Genomic DNA, 23,899 nt, shown 5'->3' with positions numbered 1-23,899 from the left:
TACGGCAAAACCGTGTGGTCCTGGCCGTCGTTGCTACGGTCAAGCCGGATCGAAGATGCGCGCGAGCCCAACCGGGTGGACGGCATCGCCAATTCGACCGGCGAGGGAGGCCAGAAGGAAAGTTCGGCTCCCGGGAGAGCACGGCATAAGCCGTCCGACCACCGCGCAGGGAAGGCCGAGTGATTGGCCACACCTGTATGCTGCTGTGCGGTTCTTTCTGCGTGTGCATTTCGCGCAGCGGACCGCGGGTGCGAGCTGGCACCCGGCCTTCCCTGCGCCCTCTTGGCTTTGAGAGGGTGGAGACGCAAGCAAAGCTCGGGTGAATTAAGCCGCGAGGCTGACGAGTCACGTCTGTCACCACACACTCATTGTCATCGCCCGGTTCAACCGGGCGATCCAGTATTCCAGAGAAGCTCGCGATTGAACCGAGAAGCCGCGGCGTACTGGATTCCCCGCCTTCGCGGGGAATGACAGCGTTCCTTGGAGAACAGGCTGCCGCCTCACACTCAGTCTCTCGCAATGGCGTCGTTGGGAGAGCGTGCGCCACTCAGCTCCGTGCCCGGACGCAGCGCAGAGCCGGGACACGACGGCGAGGTCCCCTAATTCAACACCCGCTTGCTGTCCGGGCTGTCCAGCGAGAACGCCGGCACGTCGATCTCGAAGCGCTCGCCGCTTTCGCTGACCATCTGGTAGCGGCCGGTCATGAAGCCGGAGGCGGTCGAGAGCGGGACGCCCGAGGTGTATTCGAAGCGCTCGCCGGGGGCCAGGATCGGCTGCTCGCCGACCACGCCCTCGCCCTTCACCTCCTGCTGGCGGCCGGAGGCGTCGGTGATGATCCAGTGCCGCGTCTTGAGCTGCACGGTCTCCTCGCCCGAATTGGTGATGACGATGGTGTAGGACCAGAAATAGCGCGAGCGGTCGGCCGACGACTGCTCCGGAACAAAGTTCGGCTCGACGGTTACTTCGATCTGGCGGGTCACGGCGCGGTACATGGTTGCTATAATAGCCAAATCCGTCCCGGGAACCAAACGCCACAGACGGCTTTGGCGACATCGTCCCGCCAGAATTCGAAGGGAAGGACACCCCAGAGGGAGATTCTCTTAAATGATCCGGGCCGCTTTGCGAGACGGCGGCGGGACCCTTACATTCTTTCAACGTCGCGTTTAGCGGAAGGGTTTCTAGGCCCCCGATGACCATTGCCGACCAAGTGACGGGATCGACGATCGCAGGGACCGCGGAGGCCAGACCCGCAGGGACCAAGCCGCGCGCGCGGGCGCCGGCCATCACGCTGCCGGCCATCGGCGAACGCGAGCTTCGGCTCGACCTGTTCCGCGGGCTCGCGCTGTGGCTGATCTTCATCGACCATCTGCCGTCCAGCCTGTTGACCTGGTTCACGATCCGCAATTACGGCTTCAGTGACGCCACCGAGATCTTCATCTTCATCTCCGGCTACACCGCCGCCTTCGTCTACGGCAGGGCGATGCTGGAGAGCGGCGTCGTCATCGCCACCGCGCGCATCCTGCGCCGGGTCTGGCAGATCTACGTCGCCCACGTCTTCCTGTTCACGATCTTCCTCGCCGAAATCTCCTACGTCGCGACCAGCTTCGAGAACCCGCTCTACACCGAAGAGATGGGCATCATGGATTTCCTCAAGCAGCCCGACGTCACCATCGTGCAGGCGCTGCTGCTCCGCTTCCGACCCGTCAACATGGACGTGCTGCCGCTCTACATCGTGCTGATGCTGGCCCTGCCGCTGATCCTGTGGTCGATGAAATGGCGGCCGGACGTCACCCTAGGCCTGTCAGTCGGGCTCTACGTGGTGACCTGGGAGTATGATCTCTATCTGTCGGCCTATCCGAACGGCTTCTGGGCCTTCAATCCCTTCGCCTGGCAATTGCTGTTCGTGTTCGGTGCATGGTGCGCGCTCGGAGGTGCGCGGCGGATGTCGCGCATCCTGGCTTCGCCGGTGACGATGTGGATCTCGATCGCCTATCTCGTCGCGGCGTTCTACGTGACGCTGACCTGGTACGTGCCGCAGCTCTCCCAGTTCATGCCGAAGCGAATCGAGCAGTGGATGTATCCGATCGACAAGACCGATCTGGACGTGCTGCGTTTCACGCATTTCCTGGCGCTGGCGGCGCTCACCGTGCGCTTCCTGCCCCGGGATTGGCCGGGCTTGAAATCCCGCTGGCTGCGCCCATTGATTCTATGTGGGCAGCATTCCCTCGAGATCTTCTGCCTCGGCGTCTTCCTGGCCTTTGCCGGCCATTTCATCCTCGCCGAAGTCTCCGGCGGCGCGGTCATGCATGCGCTAATTAGTCTCTCCGGGGTGCTGATCATGTGGGGCGTAGCCTGGGTGATTTCGTGGTACAAGCGCGTGGCTGACAAGAGCGGTGCGAAGACCAAAAACGCCGTCGGCAATGCCGATCTGGCGGGAGGGGGCTGATGAAGGCGAAGGTTCTCCTGAGCCTGATCCTGCTATGCGGTAGCCTCGCCGCGCCTGTGGCGCGCGCGGGCGATGCTGCGCCTGCCGCCTCCAATGCGCCCGCAGCCTGCGAACTGCCGTCCTATCTGCTCACCAGCGAAAGCCGGCTGCCAAAGGTCGCCGATGCGCTCAAGGCCGGCAAGCCGCTCGACATCCTGGTCATCGGCAGCCGCTCGACCACGATTCCGTCCTCGGAGAGCAGCTCCTATCCGGCGCGAATGGAGGCAATCCTCAAGGAGAAGCTGCCGGCGTCCGAGGTGGTACACGTCTCCGTAGAAATACAGAGCAAGAAGACGGCAGAGGAGACCGCGTCCACCTTCGTTAAGCTGATGGAAGCAAAAACGCCTAATTTGGTGATTTGGCAGACCGGGACCGTGGATGCTATCCGATCCATTGATCCCGACGAATTTCGTAGCGCAGTGACCGAGGGGGTTGTTGCACTGCAAAAGGCAGGGGCCGACGTCGTCTTGATGAACTTGCAATACAGCCCGCGTACGGAGACCATGATCTCGGCGCCACCTTATCTCGACAACATGCGGGTGGTGGCGCAGGAGCACGACATCCCGCTGTTCGATCGCTTCGCGATCATGCGGCAGTGGAATGACCAGGGTCAGTTCGACCTGTTCAGCCCGTCCCGCGGGCCCGAGCTGGCGAAGCAGGTCCATGACTGCCTTGGCCGGGCGTTGGCACAGTTCGTGTTCGACGCAGCCCGTCTGGAGCCGGCCCAGCAGCAAAATTGAGGTCTAGCGTTAATGAGTTCTCTCCGCCCTTTTTGCCTGACGGCATGGCTGGCCGCGCCTGCAGCCGCAGCGCTGTTGTTGCTGATGCCCGCCTCGCAATCGCATGCCCAGACGGCAGCCGCACAGGCGACACCCGCCCCCGCGCAGTCGGCTGATCCCGCTCCCGCGTCGCCCTCCCAGGCCACCGTCGCCGCGACCTCGCCCGAGCAGCGCGGTGTCACATCGCGCGCCATCGACAAGGTGAAGCAGGTCGCCAAATCCGCCAGCGACATCTTCAACCGTGTGCCCTGCCAGTCGCCGAAGGACGGTTCGAAGGCGATGGGCTCACTGCCGCATGTCGCGGGCAAGCTCGTCGCCGGCAAGCCCGTCGTCATCGTCGCGTTCGGCTCGTCGTCGACCGCAGGCTTCGGTGCCAGCTCGCCGGAGTTCAACTACCCCAATCGTCTCGCCGCGCAGCTGCGCCGGCACTATCCGACCGCCGACATCAGCGTCATCAATGCCGGCGTCGGCGGCGAGGACGCGCCCGAGATGATGAAGCGCCTTCAGACGCAGGTGATCGACGTGCATCCGGACCTCGTGATCTGGCAGGTCGGCACCAACGCCGTGCTGCGCAATCTCGATCCCGGCGAGACCGCCAAGATGGTGGAGGACGGCATCAGCCGCATCCAGGCCGCGGGCGGCGCCGACATCGTGCTGGTCGATCCGCAATATTCGCCGGCCGTCAACCAGCGCGCCGAGAGCGCTGGCAAGATGGTGAAGTTGCTCAGCAAGGTCGCCGAGCTCCGTCACGTCGGAATCTTCCCGCGTTTCGAGGTGATGCGTGACTGGCATGAGAAGCAGGCCATTCCGGTCGAGGGCTTCGTGATCGCCGACGGCCTGCACATGAACGATTGGGGCTATGCCTGCTTCGCCCAGCTGCTCGGCGACGACATCATCCGCTCGGTCGGCCAGATCAGGCTCGGCGTCAACGTGCCGGTGGACGTGCGGACGTATCGGCCGATGTGACGAGGTGCCGTAGGGTGGGTTAGGCGAAGCCGTAACCCACCATGCATCAACGAATGCCGAACGAAGTTGGTGGATTTCGCCGTGCGAACTGCGCTTCGCGCAGTCGCAGGGCTAATCCACCTACGAGACCTTCGCCGCCTACGCCTGCTCCAGCGCTGCCGTCAGATCCTCGATCAGATCATCGGCATGCTCGAGCCCCGCCGAAAAGCGAATGAAGCCTTCGCCGATGCCGAGGGCGGCGCGGTCTTCCGGCTTTAGGCGCTGATGCGTCGTCGTGCCCGGATGCGTGACGAGGCTCTTGGCGTCGCCGAGATTGTTCGAGATCCTCGCAAGCTTGAGCGCGTTGAGCACGCGAAACGCCGCCGCCTTGCCGCCCTTGACCTCGAAGCCGACCAGCGTCGAGCCGCCGCGCATCTGCTTTTTCACCAGTGCCGCCTGCGGATGATCGGCGCGGCCGGGATAGACCAGCCGCGAAATCTTCGGGTGGCTCGCCAGCACCTCGGCGATGCGCGCCGCGGTCTCGGTCTGCGCGCGCACGCGTACGGCCAGCGTCTCCAGGCCCTTGAGCAGGACCCAGGCGTTGAACGGCGAGATCGACGGGCCGGTCTGGCGCATGAAATTGTGGATGTGCTCGGCGATGAAGGCTTCGGAGGACAGGATGATGCCGCCGAGGCAACGGCCCTGGCCGTCGATATGCTTGGTCGCGGAATAGACCACGACGTCGGCGCCGAGCGCCAGCGGGCTCTGCCAGATCGGGGTTGCGAACACGTTGTCGACAACGAGCCGCGCGCCGCCCTTGTGCGCGATCTCGGCGATCGAGGGGATGTCGAGCACGTCGAGCGTCGGGTTGGTCGGGCTCTCCAGGAAGAACGTCTTGGTGTTGGGCCGGAGCGCGCGCTGCCATTGGTCGAGGTCGAGCCCGTCGACCAGCGTGGTCTCGATGCCGTAGCGCGGCAACAGGTCCTGCACGACGTAGAGGCACGAGCCGAACAGCGCGCGGGAGGCGACGACGTGATCGCCGGCCTTGAGCGGCGCCAGGATCGCGGTCGTCACCGCAGCCATGCCTGTCGCCGCCGAGCGGGCGGCCTCGGCGCCCTCGAGCTCGATCATGCGGCGCTCGAACATCGCGATGGTGGGATTGGAATAGCGCGAATAGATGAAGCCGGGGTCCTCGCCCTTGAACCGCGCCTCGCATTGCTCGGCGGTGTCGTAGACATAGCCCTGGGTCAGGAACAGCGCCTCCGACGTCTCGCCATATTGCGAGCGCAGGGTGCCGGAATGAACCAGGCGGGTTTCGGGGCGGTAAGCAGCAGGCGACTTCGACATAGGACCCTCCGACATGACCGTGAATGCGAAAACGGTCACAAAAAAACCGGCCTGGATATCTCCACGGGCCGGGATCACAGAGGTCCCCGGCCTGTTTAGCGACTTATTTAACGTGGCTGCAAGCCGGCCGGCTCAAATCACCACGGGATAAGTGATGCTCATATTCGGCAATGCCCTTTCCGTCAAGGCGTCCATCGGATAGCCGTAAAAGACTTGTATTTCCGGCATGTCCGGATGCATTTGACCCTGATGAGGACCCCCCGGTTGACGTTCACGGTCGCGCCCGACGCCAATGGTATCCTGCCCGACCGCATGATCGCGGCGATGGCGGAGGCGGGCCTCATCCTGCCCGCCTATGACTTCGTCGAGAGCCAGATCCAGCCGGCGAGCCTCGATCTGCGTCTCGGCGACATCGCCTATCGCGTCCGCGCCAGCTTCCTGCCCGGTCCCGGCGCCACCGTCGCCGAGCGCATCGACGAGTTGAAGCTGCACGAGTTCAGCCTCGCCGACGGCGCGGTGCTGGAGACCAACTGCGTCTACATCGTGCCGCTGCTGGAAAGCCTCGCGCTGCCGCCGGAGATCGTCGCGGCCGCGAACCCCAAGAGCTCCACCGGGCGGCTCGACGTCTTCACCCGCGTGATCGCCGATGGCACCCGCCGCTTCGACATGATCGGCGCCGGCTATCACGGCCCGCTCTATGCCGAGATCAGCCCGAAGACGTTCCCGGTGCTGGTGCGCGAGGGCTCGCGCCTCAGCCAGGTCCGCTTCCGCACCGGCGATGCCATCCTCAACGCCGACGAGCTCGACGGCTTGCACGCCGCCGAGCGTCTCGTCGATGTCGACGATGCCGATCTGTCGGGTGGCGTTGCCGTCTCCGTCGACCTATCCGGCGAGAAAGCGAGCGGTTTCGTCGGTTATCGCGCCAAGCGCCACACCGGCGTCGTCGACGTCGATCGCCGCTCCGGCTACGCGGTAGAGGATTTCTGGGAGCCGATGTCGGCCCGTCCCGACGGCAGCCTGATCCTCGATCCCGGCGAGTTCTACATCCTCGCCTCGAAGGAAGCCGTGCAGGTGCCGCCCGACTACGCCGCGGAGATGGTGCCGTTCGATCCCCTGGTCGGCGAGTTCCGGGTGCATTACGCCGGATTCTTCGATCCCGGCTTCGGCTATGCCGGCGCCGGCGGGTTGGGCTCGCGCGCCGTGCTGGAGGTGCGCTCGCGCGAAGTGCCGTTCATCCTCGAGCACGGCCAGATCGTCGGCCGTCTCGTCTACGAGAAGATGCTGGCCCGTCCCGACGCGATGTACGGCCAGCGCATCGGCTCGAACTATCAGGCGCAGGGCCTCAAACTATCGAAGCATTTTCGGGTGTAGCGGCACATCCTACTGTCATGCCCCGGCTTGCCGCCTTCGCTGAAGCTTCGGCGCGCCGAGCACCTCCGTGGGCCTCGGCGTAGCCTTGGCGGAGCCGGGACCGGGGCATCCAGTACGCCGCGGCCTATCGGCTCAATCACCGCGGCCTCTGCAATACTGGATCGCCCGCCCCAGTGCGCAAGTGCGCACAAGGCGGGCGATGACACCGAATGTGTGTCGGAGTGCCAGGCACGCTCGCGGAATATGGCGAAGGAAATGACATGAGCAATCCATCCGAACTCGACGCAAGGATCGCTGAAAACGTCGCGGATGCGCTGATCTATTCGGATCGCTCGGGCACGATCATGCGCTGGAACGGTGCTGCGACGGCCCTGTTCGGCTTCTCCGCTGCGGAAGCGCTCGGCCAGAATCTCGACCTGATCATTCCCGAGCATCTGCGCGCCGCGCATTGGAAGGGTTTTGAGGCCGCGCTCGCCAGCGGCAGCATGAAGCTTGCGGGCAAGCCGACGCTAACTCGCGCACTGCACAAGAGCGGACGCAAGCTCTACATCGAGATGACGTTCGCCCTGGTGCGGGATTCCGGCGGCAACGTCCTCGGGTCCGTGGCGATGGCGCGCGATGTCACCGAACGGGTCGAGCGTGAGCGCGCCGCCAAGGCGCCGCCGCAAACTTCGTGATGCGGAATTGGCGGGCGGCCGCGCAGGGCACCCTGCACGGGCGTGATGTTGCCTGCCGCAAGGCGTGGTGACACACTCGATCGAAACAATGATCGGGAGCGAACATGGCCGCCGCTTTGGACGCCGCGCAGGAAGCCCAATGGCAGCGCTGGCGCGCGGTCGCCGACCTCTATCACGCTTATTTCACCGGCCTCATCCTCACCGTCGTCACACGGCGCGGCACGGCTGACGCCGCCGAGTTCGTCTTCCGCGTGTTTCGCCGCCAGCAGCAGGAGCGTTTCCTGCCGGGCCTGAGGAAGCTCGGGATCGATCATCTGCCGCCGGCGGTGGCGGCCGCGCAATATCACTACCTCTCCAACTGGATCGGCGGCGTGCATGTCGAATACATGTACGAGAGCGACACCAAGGCCTGGATCCGCTATCCGCCGCCGCGCTGGATCTGGAAGGGCACCGCGATCTGCGGCGTGCCCGGCGAGGTCTCGCGTGCGATGCTGCGCGGCTGGCACGCCAACAATGGCGCAGCCCTCGGCGATCTCAGGCTCGGCTTCGTCTGCACCAAGCAGAGCGTCGACGGCCAGGACGGGCTGGAAGGATACTACCACCAATACGATCATCCGCTCGAGCTGGACCAGCGGCTGGTGTTCGCACGCCACCTAGAAGCGCCGCTGTTCGATGCGAAGACGGCGCCGGCGCTTCCCGTCGCAAGCTGGCCGAAACCGCGCCTGGAAAAAGCCTATCGCAATTACGCGATGGAATATGTGCGCACCGCGGCGCCGGTCATGGTGCAGCTGTTCGGTCCTGAAGACGCCGGCTACCTGCTGCACCTCACCGGCAAGCTGATCGGGATGCAATACTTTGACGACGTCGCCGCCGCGCTGGCGATGAGCCGCGGCGGGGAAGGCGAATTCGCCGCGTTCGTGGACGCGCTGCTTGCTGCGCAGGGTGATGCGGTTGAGGCCGCACGATCCGAAGGCGCCTTCGAGGTTCGCCAGCAGACGTGGAAGCTGATGGACGACGTCGCCGACTATCACCCGGCCTGCGCCAAGGTGCTGGAGGGGCTGCTCGAAGGCCTCGCCGCAGGCTGCGGGCGGCATATCGCCGTGCATATGCGCCCCGCCGCTGGTGGCCGCCCGCCGCTGGTCTGGACGATTGCATAGACGGCAGTGCCGCCGCGGTTACCACCTCGACCCGCTTGCGGGGAGCGGGAGATGAGAGAGTCCCAATTCCATTCATCGAAATGCGCTGCCGCAGGGCACGCCTGCATCAGGCGCAGGAGCAATCGGCCATGGCCGTGCTAACAAGCCTCCCGGCGCGCGCCGCGCGAACAAATTGATTGCCACACCCATGCATTGCCGCGCCGCAAAGGGCGCCCGAGCCCGGAGAGGACATGTCCGACATCGCCGAAATCCCGGTCGATGAGCAAGAGCGTCCGCTGCCGCCGCCGCCGGTGCGAAGCGCGCTGACCGACGGGCCGATCCTGCGCACGCTGCTCGGCCTCGCCTGGCCCAACGCGATCGCGCTGTCGGCCGGCACCTGCACGGTGATCGCGGAAACCTCCTATATCGGCCGGCTCGGCGTCGAGGCGCTGGCGGCGATGGCGCTGGTGTTCCCGACCATCATCCTGACCATGACGATGTCGGGCGGCGCCATGGGCGGCGCGGTGGCGTCCGCCATAGCACGCGCGCTCGGTGCGGGCGATCGCGAGCGCGCCGGCACGCTCGCCGCGCACGCGATGCTGATCGGCATCAGCTTCGGCCTCGTCTTCATGCTGGGCATGCTGATCTTCGGCCCCAAAGTGCTCGAGATGCTCGGCGGCCGCGGCGATGTGCTGACGCATGCGGTCGCCTACACGCAGGTGTTTTTCGGCGGCGCTGTGCTGCCCTGGCTGCTCAACACCATGGCCGGCGTGCTGCGCGGCACCGGCAACATGAAGCTGCCCTCGTTCCTGATCCTCAACTCCGCGGCCTGGCAGATCGTGCTCGGCGGCGCGCTCGGCCTCGGGCTCGGCCCGGTGCCGCAGTTCGGCATGCGCGGCGTCGCGGCGGGCGCGCTGATCGCCTATTCCATGAACATCTGCATCATGGGCTGGTACCTGTTCTCCGGCCGCGCGCGCGTCACACCGAAGCTGCGCGGCCTGCGCATCCAATGGGCGATGTTTTTCGACATCCTGAAGGTCGGCGCCATCGCCTGCTTCTCGCCGCTGCAATCGGTGCTGACGATCTCGATCTTCACCCACATGCTGGCGCAGTTCGGCACCACGATCCTCGCCGGCTACGGTATCGGTGCGCGGCTCGAATTCCTGCTGACCTCGATCGCGTTCTCGTTCGGCATCGCCTGTGTGCCGATGGTCGGGATGGCGATCGGCGCAGGCAACGTCGCGCGCGCCCGGCGCATCGCCTGGATTGCCAGTGCGGCTGCCTTCGTCGCCGTCGGCGCGCCGGCCTGCGTCGTTGCGATGTTCCCCGATCTCTGGATCGACATCTTCACCGACAGCGCGGCCGTGCGCGCGGCGAGCCATCAATATCTCTCGACGGTCGGGCCGTTCTACGCCTTTTTCGGCATCGCCACGACGATGTATTTCTCCTCGCAAGGCGCGGCCAAGGTGATCGGGCCGGTGCTGGCGCAGACGGCGCGGCTGGTCTACATCTCGGCCGTCGGCTGGTGGCTGTCGACCCATGAGGCCACCGCGCAGAGCTTTTTCTGGCTGGCCGCGAGCTCGATGGTCGTGCTCGGCCTGCTCTCATCCTCCAGCGTCGTGCTGACGCGCTGGGGACCGCGCGCGAGCACGCCCGCGATCAGACCAGCGCTATCGGGTGCCACCGACTAAAGCGCGATGCGATTGGATGAATCGTCATCGCGCTTTAGGTTGTTGTTTAAGCATGATCTTTTCGGAAAACCGCTGCGCACTTTTCCGGATCATGCTTTAGCGATGCTTGTGACGGCGATGGCCGCTGCCGCCGCCGGCATTGGCGAGCCGCATCAGCTGCGGGATCATCGCCATCATGTCGCCGCCGCCGGCACCACCGAGCATGCCCATGATGTCGCCGCCGCCCATGCCGCCGAGCCCGGTCGGCATATAGCCGCTGCCGCCCATCGGCATGTAGCCGCCGTAATTCGGCGCGCCGAAGCCGCCGCCCATCATGCCACCAAGCCCGCCGCCGCCATTCTCCATCATGCGGCTCATCATCGGCCCCATGGTCTGCATCATCATGGCGAAGCGGCGCTTGCCCATCTTCGCCTTCATCATCTCCAGCATCGGCGCCATCTGGGTCATCATGTCCTCGCCGCCGGCGCCGCCTCCGCCGAATCCTGCGAACTGCGCCTTCGCAGGCGTGCTTGCGACCGAAAACAGCAGCAGCACGGCGGCTGCCTGGCAGATCACCTTGTCCGCACCTCTCATGGCATGCTCCTCGCGTGCGCAGCCCCGCCGGGAGAGCGGAGCCAACCGGACGCACGCGACCATGATTGCGGCCGGCGAGGGCGGAGCTCTGTGAGAAAACTCACAGAGGGCGGTCAGGCCGCGGCAGGTGGAAACGCCTTTCGCATCGCGCTGACGGCGTCCCTGGTCTGTCCCTGAACGTAAGACGCAAGCTCGTTCGGCAGCATGTCGATGGTCCAGACCAGGCGGCAACGCGTCTCGCCGTCGGCGATCACCTGCACCGAGGCGCTGTAGTGTTTCAGACGCTCGTTGCTGATGGCGTAGACCAGACGCCGCCGCGCGTCGTCGCAATCGACCAGCACCTCGCGCGCCACCGAGCCGTTGGCGAAGGTGACGATGCGCGCATCGCCGTCGAGCGTGCAGGCGGTGACGAAGCCGGGCACCAGCCGTTCATGCAGCGCGCCGAAGTCGCGCACCGCGTCCCAGACGTCGCGCGCAGGGGCGGGTAGGGGGATATCGTTGTGGATGGAGGCCATGGGAGGTTCCTCAAATGCAGCATTCGTAGGGTGGGCAAAGGCGCGCAGCGCCGTGCCCACGATTTTTCTCGATGGCAACAGGTGGTGGGCGCGCTTCCGCCGTCGCTCTTCGAGCTATGGCGCACAAGTCGCTTTGCCCACCCCACGAGATCTCGTGTGCGTCATGTGCAAACCGCCTCGACATTGTTGCCGTCGGGATCGATCAGGAACGCGGCGTAATAGGTCGGGCTGTAATCCTTGCGCGGTCCGGCGCCGCCATTGTCGCGGCCGCCGCTCTTCAGCCCTTCGCTGTGGAACGCCTTGACCGCGTCATGGCTGCCGGCGCGAAACGCAATGTGCGCGCCGTCGGCCTTGCGGCCCTTGTCGAGGTGCAGCCACAGCGCCGGTTCGCCCTTCGGCCCGAAGCCGGCATAGCCGTCGCCGCTCGAGCACAGGACATAGCCGAGCGGCGCCAGCACCGCGGTGTAGAAGCGCGTCGCGGCGTCGAGGTCGGCAACGCGAAGTCCGATGTGGTCATACATGTTCGTCTCCATCTGCAAAGCGCGCCGAAACTGGCGCGCGCCGGAGACGAAGCTAGTCAGTTGAGGGCAAGCTGCTCTTGGAGAATCTTGCGCATCCCCTTCGAGGCCTGGCGGAACCTGGTCGGCGATACTCCGGCGGCGCGGTGGAAGGTGCGGACGAAGTTGGAGAGATCGCCGAAGCCGACGTCATAGGCGACATCGGTGATCGCGATGTCGTCGTCGGCGAGCAGCCGTGCCGCGTGCCGCAGCCGCGAGCGCACCAGATATTGATGCGGGGTGACGCCGAGCACGCTCGAGAACAGCCGCAGGAAGTGGAACGGGCTAAGGCCCGCCTGCTTTGCGGCCTGTTCGAGATCGACCTCGTCATGCGAATTGTCGTCGATCCACAGCGCGGCCTCGACGGCGCGGCGGCGGTCGCGCGCATTGGGCGTGGCCGGCTTGCGCGGCCTGCCCGAGACCAGGTCGACGAAGCGGCCGGCCAGGATCTGGCCGACCTCGTCGAGGCCGATGTCGCTGTTGCCATCTGCCGCCGTCTGGGCGAGCTCGCCCAGCACCATCAGTTCGGGCAGCGGCGGCGTGGCGCCGACCTGCCAGATCTCGCGCCGCCCATTGAGGGCATCGACCATGTCTTCGCTGAAGAAGAATCCCAGGCAGACGTCGCCGCTGACATGCTCATGCGTGCAGGTGTATTCCTCGCCGGGCGCGCCGACCAGCATCGAGCCCGCCACCAGCTCGAAGAACCCGGCGCGGCAATGGCAGCCGAAGCTGCCCGAGCGGACATAGGCGATGGAATGCCCGGTGCGGCATTCGGCAAACGGCGTGTCCTCCGGTCCCGCGTCGCAGCGGAACTCGCAGACTGTGATCGATTGTGACGTCAGCAACGTGGTCGCGTCCATGCCGCCTTATCTAGGTGGACGGCCTCGGCGGAGCAACGGGCAGCAGCACCTCGAACAGCGTCTTGCTGGCGACGGGATGGGCGCCCTCCAGCGCCAACAGCCGCCGCTTGGAGATCACCCCGCCAAAGGGCGAGAGCCGGTCGGTGTAACTGCCGGTCTCCAGCACCCGGTGGCAGGGCACGATCAGCATGTAGGGATTTTTTGCGATCGCCTGCGCCACCGAATGCGCCGCGCCTGAGGCGCCCAGTGCCTTGGCGACCTCGTGATAGGTGCGCGTCTCGCCGCGTGGAATCGAGCAGGCGAACTCATAGACGCGCCGGTTGAAGCCGGACACGCCGCCGGCATCCAGGCTGACCTCGGAAAAATCGGGATCGCCGCCCTGCAGCAGGGCTATGACGCCCTCGATCGCCAGCTCGGCGTTCTCGCACGGCCGCTGTTCGCGCGCCTCGGGATGGACCTGGAAGATCCGGCGCCGGGTGTCGATCTCCCGCGCTTCCGGCAATTGCACGGCGACGACGCCGGTGCCGCTCCAGATAATGCCGCAGCGGCCTATGGCCGTGTCGAATATCGAATAGCCGCGCCCCACCATGCACACGCCCCACTCAGTGCACGTTTCGCCCCAGACATCCGATCATAACACTGCCACAATCCGGCGCACCTGGAATCTTATCAGGACGTTAACAACAGCCCGGCCGGGCGCGCCAAACCGCTTGGCGGCAGGCGCCGTCTCGGCTAATCAGGACGGGCGCGAAGCGCATCCGCGGGCGTAGTTCAATGGTAGAACGGCAGCTTCCCAAGCTGCATACGAGGGTTCGATTCCCTTCGCCCGCTCCAAGTTTCCCCGATGGCGTTTGCATTTGATCAGGCCGTGGACCGCTCAGGTCCTGCGCAAAGATTCTAATATGTTAGCCTCTGGCTTCCGGCACGCATGCCGCGACCGCCGTAAGCTCCTCATGCTTGGTGATGCGGTCCCTGCACCGGGCATAGTTCGGATGAGAGCCGATGGACCAGCAGAAACTCGACCGTGCGATCGGTCGCCGCTTGAAGACGCTGCGGACGCAGGCGGGCATGACGTTGAACGAGCTCGCAAGCCGCTCCGGCGTCAGCCGGGCCATGATCGGGCGGGTGGAGCGGGCGCAGAGCAGTGCGACGGCCGCGCTGCTCGGCAGGCTCTGCGCCGCGCTCGACGTCTCGCTCAGCGATGTCGTCGCGCTTGCCGAGAAGCCGCCGGAGCGGCTGGTGAGGCTCGCCGACCAGCCGCACTGGCGCGATCCCGACAGCGGCTATCGAAGGCGGCACGCCTCGCCGACGGATGCGGCGAGCGGCATCGAGATCATCGTCGTCGATCTGCCGGCCGGCGCACGGGTGCCGTACAGCCCCTGGGGCCGCAACGCCTTCACCCAGCAATTGTTGATGCTGGAGGGCGCGATCGCCGTGTACATCGACGCCAAGACGGTGCGCCTGCGCGAGGGCGACTGTCTGGATTTCGACGTGATGCGTGCGGTGACCTTCGAGAACGAAACCAAGCAGGACGCGCGCTACGTCATCATCACGCGGCGCGGCTCCTCCTACGGGAAGATGTGATGTCGATGATCGCGGCGCCCGCGGACGAAACTTGAAATGAGGCTGGCGATGCAGATCCGCACCGGCGACACCTTCGATCCGCGCGTCGTCGCGCTGCTCGATCATCACGTCACGTCCGCGCGGGCGCAGACCGCGCCGGGCAGCGCGCATGCGCTCGACCTGGCGGGCCTTCGCGCCAGCGATGTCGCGTTCTGGACCGGCTGGGACGGCGAGCTGCTCGTCGCCACCGGCGCGCTGAAGACGCTCTCGGCCGTCCACGGCGAGGTGAAGTCGATGCACACGCTTCAGGCCACGCGGCGGCGCGGCTTCGGCGGCCAGATGCTCCGCCACATCATCGCGGAGGCCCGCGCGCGCGGCCTGACGCGGCTGAGCCTCGAGACCGGTTCGTGGGATTATTTCAAGCCGGCGCATGCGCTCTACCAGGCCCACGGCTTCGTCCCTTGCGGCCCGTTCGAAGGTTATGTCGAGGATCCCAATAGCTTTTTTCTGACGCTGGATCTGACGCAGGGCTGACTGCCGGCGCGGCGCTTGGGTCAACCCGAGCTCGAAACTGCAGTCCTGTCCTCAAAATGAGTTGCGTACCTCAAAACACCTCTGCTAGCCTTCAGCCATGGCCGAGACCCTGACCGCGAGCGCGCTTACGCTGAAGGACATCGCCCGCGAGGCGGGCGTCAGTCTCGCGACGGTGGACCGCGTCCTGCACAACCGGCCGGGCGTGCGGCCCGAGACGGTGCGGCGGGTCAAGGCGGCGATCGAGCGCAATTCGTTCCAGCCCCACGTCGCCGCCGCCGAGCTCGCCCGCGGCCGCGCCCGCCGCTTTGCCTTCGTGATGCCGTCGGGGCCGAACCCGTTCATGCAGCAGATCGAGGCCTATCTCGGCGAGATGTCGGGCTGGCTCTCGGCCCGCCGCCTCGGCGTCGAGATGGTCGCAACCGACGTGTTCGACCCCTCCGTGCTTGCGGCCTCGCTCGAGGCGCTATCGGGCGATTACGACGGCGTCGCCGTGGTGGCGCTGGATCACCCCAGCGTTCGCGCCGCGATCAACGACCTGGTCGATGCCGGCACCCAGGTGGTGACGCTGGTGTCGGACGTGCCGTCGTCGCGCCGCCACCATTATGTCGGCATCGACAACATCGCGGCGGGCCGCACCGCCGGCGCGCTGGTCGGACGACTGGTCGGCCAAAAGTCCGGCAAGGTCGCGATCGTCGCGGGCTCGCAGGGCCTGCGCGACCATGCCGAACGCATCTTCGGCTTCAACCAGGTGATGGCCTCGGAATTCCCTAGGCTCGGCGTGCTGCCGGTGCTGGAAGGGCGCGACGAGGACGATCGCTCCGAGCAGCTGTTGGCGCGGCTGCTCGCCAGGCATGCCGACATCGTCGGCCTTTATAATGTCGGCGCCGGCACGCAAGGTGTCGCCAAGGCGTTGAGCGATGCCGGCCGCGACAAGGTGGTGTTCGTCGGTCATGACGTCACCGTGCTGACGCGCCGCCTGCTGCTGCAAGGCGTGATGGATGCCGCGATCTCGCAGAACCCCGGACATGAAGCGCGCGCCGCCGTGCGCGTGCTGCTTGCGCTCGCCCGCGGCGAGCCGATCTTGCGCGAACAGGAGAAGATCAGGATCGACATCGTGATGCGGGACAATCTGCCCTAGCTATCGAGTGGGCCGTGGCGAAAAGCGCGACGTCAAGATCGCGCAGCGCAATGAGGAAGAGGAGGACGATTTGTATCTCGGACTGGACATCGGCACGTCCGGCGTGAAAGCGGTGCTCGTGAACGAAGCCGGCGCGGTCGTCGCGACCGCCGCGCGCGAGCTCGCGCTGTCGCATCCGGCGCCGCTGTGGTCCGAGCAGGACCCCGATTCCTGGGTCGATGCGACGATAGGCGCGGTCGACGATCTCGCAAGCCGCCATCCGCGCGAGATTGCGCAGGTGGCCGGCATCGGCCTGTCCGGCCAGATGCATGGCGCGACGCTGCTCGACGAGGACGGCAAGCCGCTGCGCCCGGCGATCCTCTGGAACGACGGCCGCTCGCAGGCCGAATGCGCGGTGCTGGAGCGGCGCTGTCCATCGCTGCACGCGATCGCCGGCAATCTGGCCATGCCTGGCTTCACTGCGCCGAAGCTGCTGTGGATCGCGCGGCATGAGCCGAAGATTTTCGAGCGCGTCGCAAAGGTGCTGCTGCCCAAGGCCTATGTGCGTTATCGCCTCACCGGCGAGATGGTCGAGGACATGTCCGATGCCGCCGGCACGCTGTGGCTCGATGTCGGCGAGCGGCGCTGGTCGGCCCTGCTGCTGCACGCCACAGGGCTCGACCTCCACCACATGCCGCGCCTCGTCGAGGGCAGCGCGGCGAGCGCAGTGCTCGCGCCGGATTATGCGCAGCGCTGGGGCATGAGGAAGGACGTCGTGGTCGCGGGCGGCGCCGGCGACAACGCCGCGAGCGCGATCGGGCTCGGCGCGATCGCGCCCGGCGATGCCTTCCTGTCGCTGGGAACGTCCGGCGTTCTGTTCCGCGTCACCGATCGCTTCGCGCCGGCGCCGGCCTCGGCCGTGCACGCGTTCTGCCACGCATTGCCCGGCCTCTGGCATCAGATGGGCGTGATGCTGTCGGCTGCCGCTTCGCTGGCCTGGCTCTCCGGCGTGATGGAGGTGCCGGCCGCAACACTGCTGGCACCCCTTGGCGAGCGCGTCGATGCGCCCAGCCCGGTCAGATTCCTGCCCTATCTCGACGGCGAACGCACGCCGCACAACGATGCCGCCGCGAGCGGCGCCTTTGTCGGTCTGCGCGGTGCCACCGGCCGCAGCCAGATCGTTCAGGCCGTGCTCGAAGGCGTCGCCTTTGCCGCGCGCGACAATCTGGCGGCGCTGAGCGCGGCGAGCGGGCCGATTGCCGAGGTCGATCTCGTCGGCGGCGGCTCGCGGTCGCCGCTATGGGCGCAGATCTGCGCCGACGTGCTCGGCATTCCCGTTCACCGCGTCGAAGAGGGCGAGGTGGGAGCGGCCCTCGGCGCCGCGCGGCTCGGCAGGCTCGCTGCCACCGGCGAAAGACCCGTGGCGGTCTGCACCCGCCCGCGGCGGCTCGCGAGCTTCACGCCCCGCGCTTCCCTCGCTGCCGCCTATGACGAAGCCTATCGGCGGTGGCGCGAGCTTTATCCCGCATTGAAGGAGTCTCCCTAAAGTGAATGCGTCAGCCAAATTCTTCGATGCAAGCGCACCTGTCGCCTTTGCCGGCCAGGACGCGGGACCGGCGCCCGCGTTCCGCTGGTACGACAAGGACCGCATGGTCCACGGCCGCAGGCTCGAGGATCACTTGCGCTTTGCGGTCTGCTATTGGCATTCGTTCTGCTGGCCGGGCGGCGACCCCTTCGGCGGCGAGACGTTCCTGCGGCCCTGGCATCACGGCACCGATGCGATGGCGCAGGCGCGGGCCAAGGCCGATGTCGCGTTCGAGCTGTTCCGCCTGCTCGATGTGCCCTACTTCACCTTCCACGACGTCGACGCGGCGCCGGAGGGCGCTTCGCTCGCCGAGTCCGTCGCCAATCTCAACGCGATTGCCGATCTGTTCGAAGCGAAGATGGCATCGAGCAAGGTCCGCCTGCTCTGGGGCACTGCGAACCTGTTCACGCATCGCCGCTACATGGCCGGTGCGGCGACCAATCCCGACCCCGAGATCTTCACCTATGCTGCCGGCCAGGTCCGCGCCGCGCTGGAGGTGACGCACCGGCTCGGCGGCCAGAACTATGTGCTGTGGGGCGGGCGCGAGGGCTACGAGACGCTGCTCAACACCGATCTCAAGCGCGAGCTCGACCAGCTCGGACGCTTCGTCTCGCTCGTCGTCGAGCACAAGCACAAGATCGGCTTCAAGGGCCCGATCCTGATCGAGCCGAAGCCGAAGGAGCCGACCAAGCATCAATATGATTTCGACGTCGCCACCTGCTACGGCTTCCTCGAACGCTACGACCTGCTGAAAGACGTCAAGCTCAACATCGAGCAGAACCACGCGATCCTCGCCGGCCACTCCTTCCACCACGAGGTCGCGCTCGCCGAGGCGCTCGGCGTGTTCGGTTCGCTCGACATCAACCGCGGCGACGATCTGCTCGGCTGGGATACCGACCAGTTCGCGATGAACGTGCCGGAGCTGGCGCTGGTGTTTCACGAAATCCTGAACCGCGGCGGCTTCACCGCGGGCGGGCTGAATTTCGACGCCAAGATCCGCCGCCAGTCGATCGACCCCGACGATCTGATCCACGCCCATGTCGGCTCGATGGATGCCTGCGCGCGGGCCTTCCTCGCCGCCGCCGACATGGTCGACGCCGGCGTGCTCACCACACCGCTTGCCGAGCGCTACCAGGGCTGGTCGAGCCCCGAGGGCCGGGCGATTCTCGCCGGCCAGCGTTCGCTTGCCGATCTCGCCGACCGCGCGCTTCAGCCCGGCTTCGACCCGCAGCCGCGCTCGGGTCGGCAGGAATATCTGGAATCGCTGGTCAATCGCCATGTCTGAGGGAGAAAGACCGCTGATGGCACATGCTGACACGACACCGGTCCTCGAGCTCACCGGCATCGGCAAGGAATTCGGCGCCATCCGCGCGCTGCACGACGTCGACCTGCATGTCATGCCGGGGGAGGTGGTCGGCCTGATGGGCGACAACGGCGCGGGCAAGTCGACGCTGGTCAAGATCATCGCCGGCAATTTCCGCCCCAGCCATGGCGAGATCCGTTTTGGCGGCAGCGCGGTCCATTTCAGCCGGCCCGTCGATGCCCGCGCGGTCGGCATCGAGGTCGTGTATCAGGACCTCGCGCTGGCGGACAATCTCACGGCGGCGGCCAACGTGTTCCTCGGCCGCGAGCTGAAGCGCAAATTCGGGCCCGTCGCGCTGCTCGACCACAAGGCGATGGCGGCGCGCGCCCTGGAGCTGTTCGGCGAGCTGCGCTCGGAGACGCGCCCCGACGATCTCGTCAAGCAGATGTCCGGCGGCCAGCGCCAGGCGGTTGCGATCGCGCGCACCCGGCTCTCCAACGCGCGGCTGGTGATGATGGACGAGCCGACCGCCGCGATCTCGGTGCGTCAGGTCGAGCAGGTGCTGGGCCTGATTCACCGGCTGAAGGAGCAGGGGGTTGCCGTGATGCTGATCTCGCACCGCATGCCCGATGTGTTCGCAGTATGCGACCGCGTCATCGTCATGCGCCGCGGCGAGAAGCGGGCCGACAAGCCGATCCACGAGACCTCGCCGGAGGAAGTCACCGCCCTGATCACTGGCGCGAAGGAGGCGGCGTGATGGCTATGCCCATGGAATCCCCGATCAGCTTCACCAATGTGGGCCGGATAAAATGGTGGCAGCGCGGCATCTTCGCCTCGCAGACCGGCTACGTGCTGCTCGCACTGGCGGTGCTGCTGGTGATCATGCATTTCGCCAGCCCGTATTTCTTCACCGAAGGCAACATGCAGAACGTGGCGAAGAATTTCTCCTTCATCGCCATCGCCACGCTCGGCGTCACCTTCGTGATCATCACCGGCGGCATCGACCTCTCGGTCGGTTCGATGATGTGCTTCTCCGCCATGATCACCTCGATGGTCATGACCGAGCTGTCGGCGCCCGGCTCGCCCGCAGGCGCCTTGTTCGTGCACATGGCGGCCGACGGCAAGACCGTGCTGGCCAACGTGCCCGGGCTGATCCTGCTGGTCTCGGTCATTGCCGGTCTCGGCGTGGCGCTGATCGCCGGGCTCGTCAACGGCTTCTGCATCGCCGTGCTCGGCCTGTCGCCCTTCGTCACCACGCTCGGCATGCTCTCGATCGTGCGCGGGCTCGGCTATGTCGTCTCCAACGGCCGCGGCAGCTTTCCGGGCGGGCCGGATGCCGATTATTTCTACGCCGCGACCTCGGGCGACGTGCTCGGCGTGCCCGTGCCTTTCATCTATCTGATGATCCTCGCGCTGACGATGGCCGTGGTGCTGCACCACACCTCGTTCGGCCGCCACGTCTTCGCGCTCGGCGGCAACGAGAAGGCGGCCGAGCTGACTGGCATCCCGGTCGTGCGGGTGAAGATCGAGGTCTATGTGATCTGCGCGCTCGCCGCTGGCCTGCAAGGCATCATCATCTCGGGCTGGCTCGGGTCGGCGCCGGCCAACATGGCGACGTCCTACGAGCTCAACGTGATCGCGGCCGCCGTCATCGGCGGCGCCAACCTTGCCGGCGGCATCGGTGGCCCGCTCGGCGCCATCGTCGGCTGCGTGCTGCTGGAGGTGATCCGCAACGGTCTCGTGCTGGCGCAGGTGTCCTCCTACTGGCAGCAGACGCTGGTCGGCGTGATCATCATCCTGGCCGTGCTGGTCGACCGCATCCGCTCGCGGATGACTTGAATTGACGTCGTTCTCGGGAAGGCAACGAAAACGCCGCCCGTCCGCTTCCCGGACGAATTTGAAAAGGACGGGCACCAAACAAGAGTGGAGGAAACAATGAGGAAACTTCTTCTTGCCGGCATCGCGGTTGCGATGATGGCGACGCCGGCATTCGCCGCGAACTACCGCTTCGTCATCGTGCCGAAGGCGATGAACAATCCGTTCTTCGACTTCGCGCGCGACGGCTGCCTGAAGCGGGCCAAGGAGCTCGGCAATATCGAGTGCATCTACAAGGGGCCCGTCGAGCACGAGCCGGCGACGCAGGCGCAGATCATCCAGGACTTCGTCACCCAGAAGGTCGACGGTCTTGCCATCTCGGTCGCCGACGTCGCGGCCATGACCAAGTCGATCGAGGCGGCGACCGCCGCCGGCATCCCGGTCATCACCTTCGATGCCGACGCACCCGGGTCCAAGCGCCTGGCCTATATCGGCACCAACAACAAGGAGTTCGGCGTCGCGCTCGGCAAGCAACTCTTGAAGATGCGGCCCGACGGCGGCAAATACGCCATGGTCTCCGGCGGGCCCGGCGCCAAGAATCTCGCCGAGCGCGTCGACGGCGTGCGTGAGGCGCTGAAGGGCTCGAAATGGACCGAGGTCGCGGGTTCCCCGACCTTCTGTAACGACGATCCCGCGCTGGCGGTGCAGCAGATGACGGACATGCGCACCGCAACGCCCGATCTCGCCGCGATCGTACCCATCGGCGGCTGGCCGATGTTCGCGCCCGAGGGCTTCAAGGCTTTCGCCAGCAAGTACAAGAAGGATATCGATTCCGGCAAGTTCACCCTTGTCGTCGCCGATACGCTGAAGATGCAGCTCGAGCTGCTGCGCGACGGCTATGCCAATGCGCTGGTCGGCCAGCGTCCGTTCGAGATGGGCGAGAAGGCCATGGATACGCTGCTCGCCATCAAGAAGGGCGAGAAGGTGCCGGAGATCGTCTACACCGGCCTCGATCTCGTCACCAAGGACAACGTCGCGCAGATGTTGAAGTAGGAGTGCCTGCCAGCCCCGTGCTCCTTTGTGCCTCTCCCGCTTGCGGTTTCCGCAAGCGGGAGAGATGATTTGGACGGTTGGAATGAAGACAAGGCAATGGGAATGAAACGGTCGCGGCTCGGCTCGCTCGACGTCACCTCAATCGGCCTCGGTTCTGCCCCGCTCGGCGGATTGTTCAGTCCTGTGAGCGATGCCGATGCGGAGGCGACGATCGCGCGTGCTTGGTCGCTCGGGGTACGATTCTTCGATACCGCGCCGCTCTACGGCTTTGGCCTCGCCGAACGGCGGCTCGGGGCCTTCCTGCGGCAACAGCCGCGCGACTCCTACGCCATCTCGACCAAGGTCGGCCGCCTGCTGCGCGTGCCCGAAGGCGCGGCCGCCGAGGACGAGCATTACAAGGGCACGCCGCGCGAGCGGCCGGTGTTCGATTTCAGCTATGACGGCGTGATGCGCTCGGTCGAGGAAAGCCTGGGCCGGCTCGGCCTCGATCGCGTCGATGTCCTGCTGGTGCACGATCCCGACGATCATTATGACGAAGCGGTCGCCGGGGCCTTCCGCGCGTTGCAGCGTCTGCGCGAGGACGGCACGGTCAAGGCGATCGGCGCCGGCATGAACCAGTCGGAGATGCCGGTTCGCTTCGCGGAAGCCGTGCCGGTCGACTGCTTCCTGCTCGCCGGGCGCTACACGCTGCTGGATCAAGGCGCGCTTGATGCGCTGTTTCCGGTCTGCACGGCCAAGAACATCGGCATCCTGCTCGGCGGCATCTACAACAGCGGCATCCTGGCCAATCCGCACACGAGCGCGAAGTTCAATTATCAGGACGCCGATGCGGCGCTGGTGGCACGGGCGCTGGAGCTCGACGGGCTTTGCCGCAAGCACGGCACCGAGCTGAAGGCCGCCGCGCTCCAGTTCTGCATGGCGCATCCGGCGGTGACCGTCGCGGTGATGGGCGCGCGCAACGCCGGCGAGGTTGCCGACAACATCGCGATGTCGGAGCAGGCCGTGCCGGCCGCGTTCTGGCAGGAGCTGCGCGCGCGAAACCTCGTCGATGCACGCGCGCCGCTGCCGACCGGAGCGTAAGGCATGATCATCGACGCCCACCAGCATTTTTGGGATCCGGCGCGCGCCGACTATCCCTGGATGGCGGCGGACGAGCTCGCGCCGATCCGCCGCGCTTTCGGTCCCGCCGATCTCGCGCCGCTGCTGAAGGCGAACGGCATCGATGCCAGCATCGTGGTGCAATGCCGCTCCTCGCTCGAGGAGACCGAGGAATTCCTGCGCATCGCGCATGCGACGCCGTCGGTGATCGGCGTCGTCGGCTGGGCCGACCTGACCGACGGCGCGCTCGGCGACACGCTCGACCGGCTGCGCGGCTTGCCGGGCGGAGACAAGCTCGTCGGCATTCGCCACCAGGTGCACGACGAAGCCGATCCCGATTGGCTGCTGCGCGAGGACGTCCAGCGCGGGCTCACGGCATTGTTCGCGCATGAGCTTGCCTACGATTTTCTCGTCCGCACCCGCGAGCTGCCCGCCGCGATCGTAACCGCGCAGGCCTTTCCGCAAGCGCGCTTCGTGCTCGACCACGCGGCCAAGCCGCCGATCGCCGACGGCGGCAGCGCCGAATGGTCCCATCGCATCAAGGCGCTTGGGACCTGCGGCAATGTCTGGTGCAAGATCTCGGGCCTCGCGACCGAAGCAGTCTGGAACGACTGGGATGCGGAGCGCCTGTTTCCGTTCGTCGCGCATGCCGCAAGCTGTTTCGGCGAGGACAGGCTGATCTTCGGCTCGGACTGGCCGGTGTGCCTGCTTGCGGGAAGCTACGGCGAGATCAAGAGCGCGCTGGAGATCTGTCTGGCGAAGCTTGGCCCGCAGGTGAGGGACAAGGCTTTTGGTGTCAATGCAGCGCGGGCATATCGGCTGGCGGTCGCAGCTTAGCGCCTGAGCGCGCGCCTCGTCCTTCGAGACGCGCGCAAGGGCGCGCTCCTCAGGATGA

25 protein-coding genes, 1 tRNA gene and 1 riboswitch are annotated in these 23,899 nt (G+C 66.2%); of the genes, 19 read left to right on the top strand and 7 right to left on the bottom strand.

The window, feature by feature from the left end; all coding sequences use genetic code 11:
• Positions 1-183, top strand: a 183-nt coding sequence (locus tag E4K64_RS40875) for a hypothetical protein (protein WP_209311934.1), incomplete at its 5' end; no start/stop codon positions are given.
• Between the two features lie 416 nt (positions 184-599).
• Here the strand turns inward: E4K64_RS40875 and apaG are convergent.
• The gene (apaG, locus tag E4K64_RS18320) at positions 600-992 is read right to left on the bottom strand and encodes a Co2+/Mg2+ efflux protein ApaG (protein WP_164718924.1); all 393 of its coding nucleotides are present in this window, start codon (positions 990-992) and stop codon (positions 600-602) included.
• Positions 993-1,189: 197 nt separating this feature from the next.
• Here apaG and E4K64_RS18315 point away from each other — a divergent pair, with 197 nt between their 5' ends.
• From E4K64_RS18315 to E4K64_RS18305, 3 genes are read left to right on the top strand one after another with little or no spacing between them, the layout of a single operon-like run.
• A complete protein-coding gene (locus E4K64_RS18315) occupies positions 1,190-2,446 on the top strand; it encodes an OpgC domain-containing protein (protein ID WP_135164754.1) in 1,257 nt (418 codons plus the stop codon).
• Complete coding sequence (locus E4K64_RS18310; protein ID WP_135164753.1) at positions 2,446-3,225, top strand: SGNH/GDSL hydrolase family protein; 780 nt, start codon at positions 2,446-2,448, stop codon at positions 3,223-3,225. Before E4K64_RS18315 ends, E4K64_RS18310 begins: the two co-directional genes overlap by 1 nt.
• A 12-nt stretch (positions 3,226-3,237) precedes the next feature.
• On the top strand, positions 3,238-4,230 hold the full coding sequence (locus E4K64_RS18305) for an SGNH/GDSL hydrolase family protein (protein ID WP_135164752.1): 993 nt from the start codon (positions 3,238-3,240) through the stop codon (positions 4,228-4,230).
• Positions 4,231-4,368: 138 nt separating this feature from the next.
• Here the strand turns inward: E4K64_RS18305 and E4K64_RS18300 are convergent, their stop codons facing one another.
• The gene (locus tag E4K64_RS18300; protein WP_167772095.1) at positions 4,369-5,556 is read right to left on the bottom strand and encodes an O-succinylhomoserine sulfhydrylase; all 1,188 of its coding nucleotides are present in this window, start codon (positions 5,554-5,556) and stop codon (positions 4,369-4,371) included.
• A 74-nt stretch (positions 5,557-5,630) separates the two neighbouring features.
• Positions 5,631-5,710, bottom strand: a riboswitch (SAM riboswitch).
• Positions 5,711-5,805: 95 nt separating this feature from the next.
• Here E4K64_RS18300 and E4K64_RS18295 point away from each other — a divergent pair.
• The 4 genes from E4K64_RS18295 (at position 5,806) to E4K64_RS18280 (ending at position 10,431) form a co-directional block, all read left to right on the top strand.
• Complete coding sequence (locus E4K64_RS18295; protein ID WP_430642510.1) at positions 5,806-6,927, top strand: 2'-deoxycytidine 5'-triphosphate deaminase; 1,122 nt, start codon at positions 5,806-5,808, stop codon at positions 6,925-6,927.
• A 260-nt stretch (positions 6,928-7,187) separates the two neighbouring features.
• A complete protein-coding gene (locus tag E4K64_RS18290) occupies positions 7,188-7,604 on the top strand; it encodes a PAS domain S-box protein (RefSeq protein WP_135164749.1) in 417 nt (138 codons plus the stop codon).
• 104 nt (positions 7,605-7,708) lie between these two features.
• On the top strand, positions 7,709-8,761 hold the full coding sequence (locus tag E4K64_RS18285; RefSeq protein WP_135164748.1) for a hypothetical protein: 1,053 nt from the start codon (positions 7,709-7,711) through the stop codon (positions 8,759-8,761).
• Between the two features lie 230 nt (positions 8,762-8,991).
• Complete coding sequence (locus E4K64_RS18280) at positions 8,992-10,431, top strand: MATE family efflux transporter (RefSeq protein ID WP_135164747.1); 1,440 nt, start codon at positions 8,992-8,994, stop codon at positions 10,429-10,431.
• A gap of 96 nt (positions 10,432-10,527) precedes the next feature.
• Here the strand turns inward: E4K64_RS18280 and E4K64_RS18275 are convergent, their stop codons facing one another.
• From E4K64_RS18275 to E4K64_RS18255, 5 genes are all read right to left on the bottom strand, one after another.
• On the bottom strand, positions 10,528-11,004 hold the full coding sequence (locus E4K64_RS18275; RefSeq protein WP_167772093.1) for a hypothetical protein: 477 nt from the start codon (positions 11,002-11,004) through the stop codon (positions 10,528-10,530).
• Positions 11,005-11,117: 113 nt separating this feature from the next.
• On the bottom strand, positions 11,118-11,519 hold the full coding sequence (locus E4K64_RS18270; protein ID WP_135164745.1) for an SRPBCC family protein: 402 nt from the start codon (positions 11,517-11,519) through the stop codon (positions 11,118-11,120).
• A gap of 161 nt (positions 11,520-11,680) precedes the next feature.
• Positions 11,681-12,040 carry a VOC family protein gene (locus E4K64_RS18265; protein ID WP_167772092.1) on the bottom strand — a complete coding sequence of 120 codons (360 nt, stop codon included), beginning with the start codon at positions 12,038-12,040 and terminating at the stop codon, positions 11,681-11,683.
• 56 nt (positions 12,041-12,096) lie between these two features.
• On the bottom strand, positions 12,097-12,936 hold the full coding sequence (locus E4K64_RS18260) for a helix-turn-helix transcriptional regulator (RefSeq protein ID WP_135164743.1): 840 nt from the start codon (positions 12,934-12,936) through the stop codon (positions 12,097-12,099).
• A gap of 10 nt (positions 12,937-12,946) precedes the next feature.
• The gene (locus E4K64_RS18255; protein WP_135164742.1) at positions 12,947-13,525 is read right to left on the bottom strand and encodes a methylated-DNA--[protein]-cysteine S-methyltransferase; all 579 of its coding nucleotides are present in this window, start codon (positions 13,523-13,525) and stop codon (positions 12,947-12,949) included.
• A gap of 171 nt (positions 13,526-13,696) precedes the next feature.
• On the opposite strand from E4K64_RS18255, the gene E4K64_RS18250 reads away from it, so the two are divergent.
• From E4K64_RS18250 to E4K64_RS18200, 11 genes are all read left to right on the top strand, one after another.
• Positions 13,697-13,770, top strand: a tRNA-Gly gene (locus tag E4K64_RS18250).
• Positions 13,771-13,938: 168 nt separating this feature from the next.
• Entirely contained in the window at positions 13,939-14,520 is a 582-nt protein-coding gene (locus E4K64_RS18245) for a helix-turn-helix domain-containing protein (protein WP_135164741.1), read from the top strand.
• Positions 14,521-14,568: 48 nt separating this feature from the next.
• Complete coding sequence (locus E4K64_RS18240; protein WP_167772102.1) at positions 14,569-15,033, top strand: GNAT family N-acetyltransferase; 465 nt, start codon at positions 14,569-14,571, stop codon at positions 15,031-15,033.
• Between the two features lie 97 nt (positions 15,034-15,130).
• The gene (locus E4K64_RS18235; protein ID WP_135164740.1) at positions 15,131-16,171 is read left to right on the top strand and encodes a LacI family DNA-binding transcriptional regulator; all 1,041 of its coding nucleotides are present in this window, start codon (positions 15,131-15,133) and stop codon (positions 16,169-16,171) included.
• Between the two features lie 70 nt (positions 16,172-16,241).
• Positions 16,242-17,696, top strand: coding sequence for a xylulokinase (xylB, locus tag E4K64_RS18230; protein ID WP_135164775.1), 1,455 nt, complete (start codon positions 16,242-16,244; stop codon positions 17,694-17,696).
• A gap of 1 nt (position 17,697) precedes the next feature.
• Positions 17,698-19,020 (top strand): xylose isomerase, encoded by a 1,323-nt coding sequence (xylA, locus tag E4K64_RS18225; RefSeq protein ID WP_135164739.1) that lies wholly within the window; start codon positions 17,698-17,700, stop codon positions 19,018-19,020.
• Between the two features lie 16 nt (positions 19,021-19,036).
• Positions 19,037-19,795 (top strand): ATP-binding cassette domain-containing protein, encoded by a 759-nt coding sequence (locus E4K64_RS18220; protein ID WP_135164738.1) that lies wholly within the window; start codon positions 19,037-19,039, stop codon positions 19,793-19,795.
• The gene (locus tag E4K64_RS18215) at positions 19,795-20,877 is read left to right on the top strand and encodes an ABC transporter permease (RefSeq protein WP_167772091.1); all 1,083 of its coding nucleotides are present in this window, start codon (positions 19,795-19,797) and stop codon (positions 20,875-20,877) included. The genes E4K64_RS18220 and E4K64_RS18215 overlap by 1 nt, the downstream gene beginning before the upstream one ends.
• A 96-nt stretch (positions 20,878-20,973) precedes the next feature.
• On the top strand, positions 20,974-21,906 hold the full coding sequence (locus tag E4K64_RS18210) for a sugar-binding protein (RefSeq protein ID WP_167772090.1): 933 nt from the start codon (positions 20,974-20,976) through the stop codon (positions 21,904-21,906).
• 102 nt (positions 21,907-22,008) lie between these two features.
• Positions 22,009-22,986: an aldo/keto reductase gene (locus E4K64_RS18205; protein WP_135164774.1), complete on the top strand. Its 978-nt coding sequence runs from the start codon at positions 22,009-22,011 to the stop codon at positions 22,984-22,986.
• Positions 22,987-22,989: 3 nt separating this feature from the next.
• Positions 22,990-23,841 carry an amidohydrolase family protein gene (locus E4K64_RS18200; protein WP_135164735.1) on the top strand — a complete coding sequence of 284 codons (852 nt, stop codon included), beginning with the start codon at positions 22,990-22,992 and terminating at the stop codon, positions 23,839-23,841.
• Positions 23,842-23,899 lie beyond the last annotated feature (58 nt).

It is taken from the genome of Bradyrhizobium frederickii (genome assembly GCF_004570865.1).
Classification (GTDB): domain Bacteria; phylum Pseudomonadota; class Alphaproteobacteria; order Rhizobiales; family Xanthobacteraceae; genus Bradyrhizobium; species Bradyrhizobium frederickii.
This window is presented reverse-complemented; position numbering and strand designations above follow the sequence as displayed.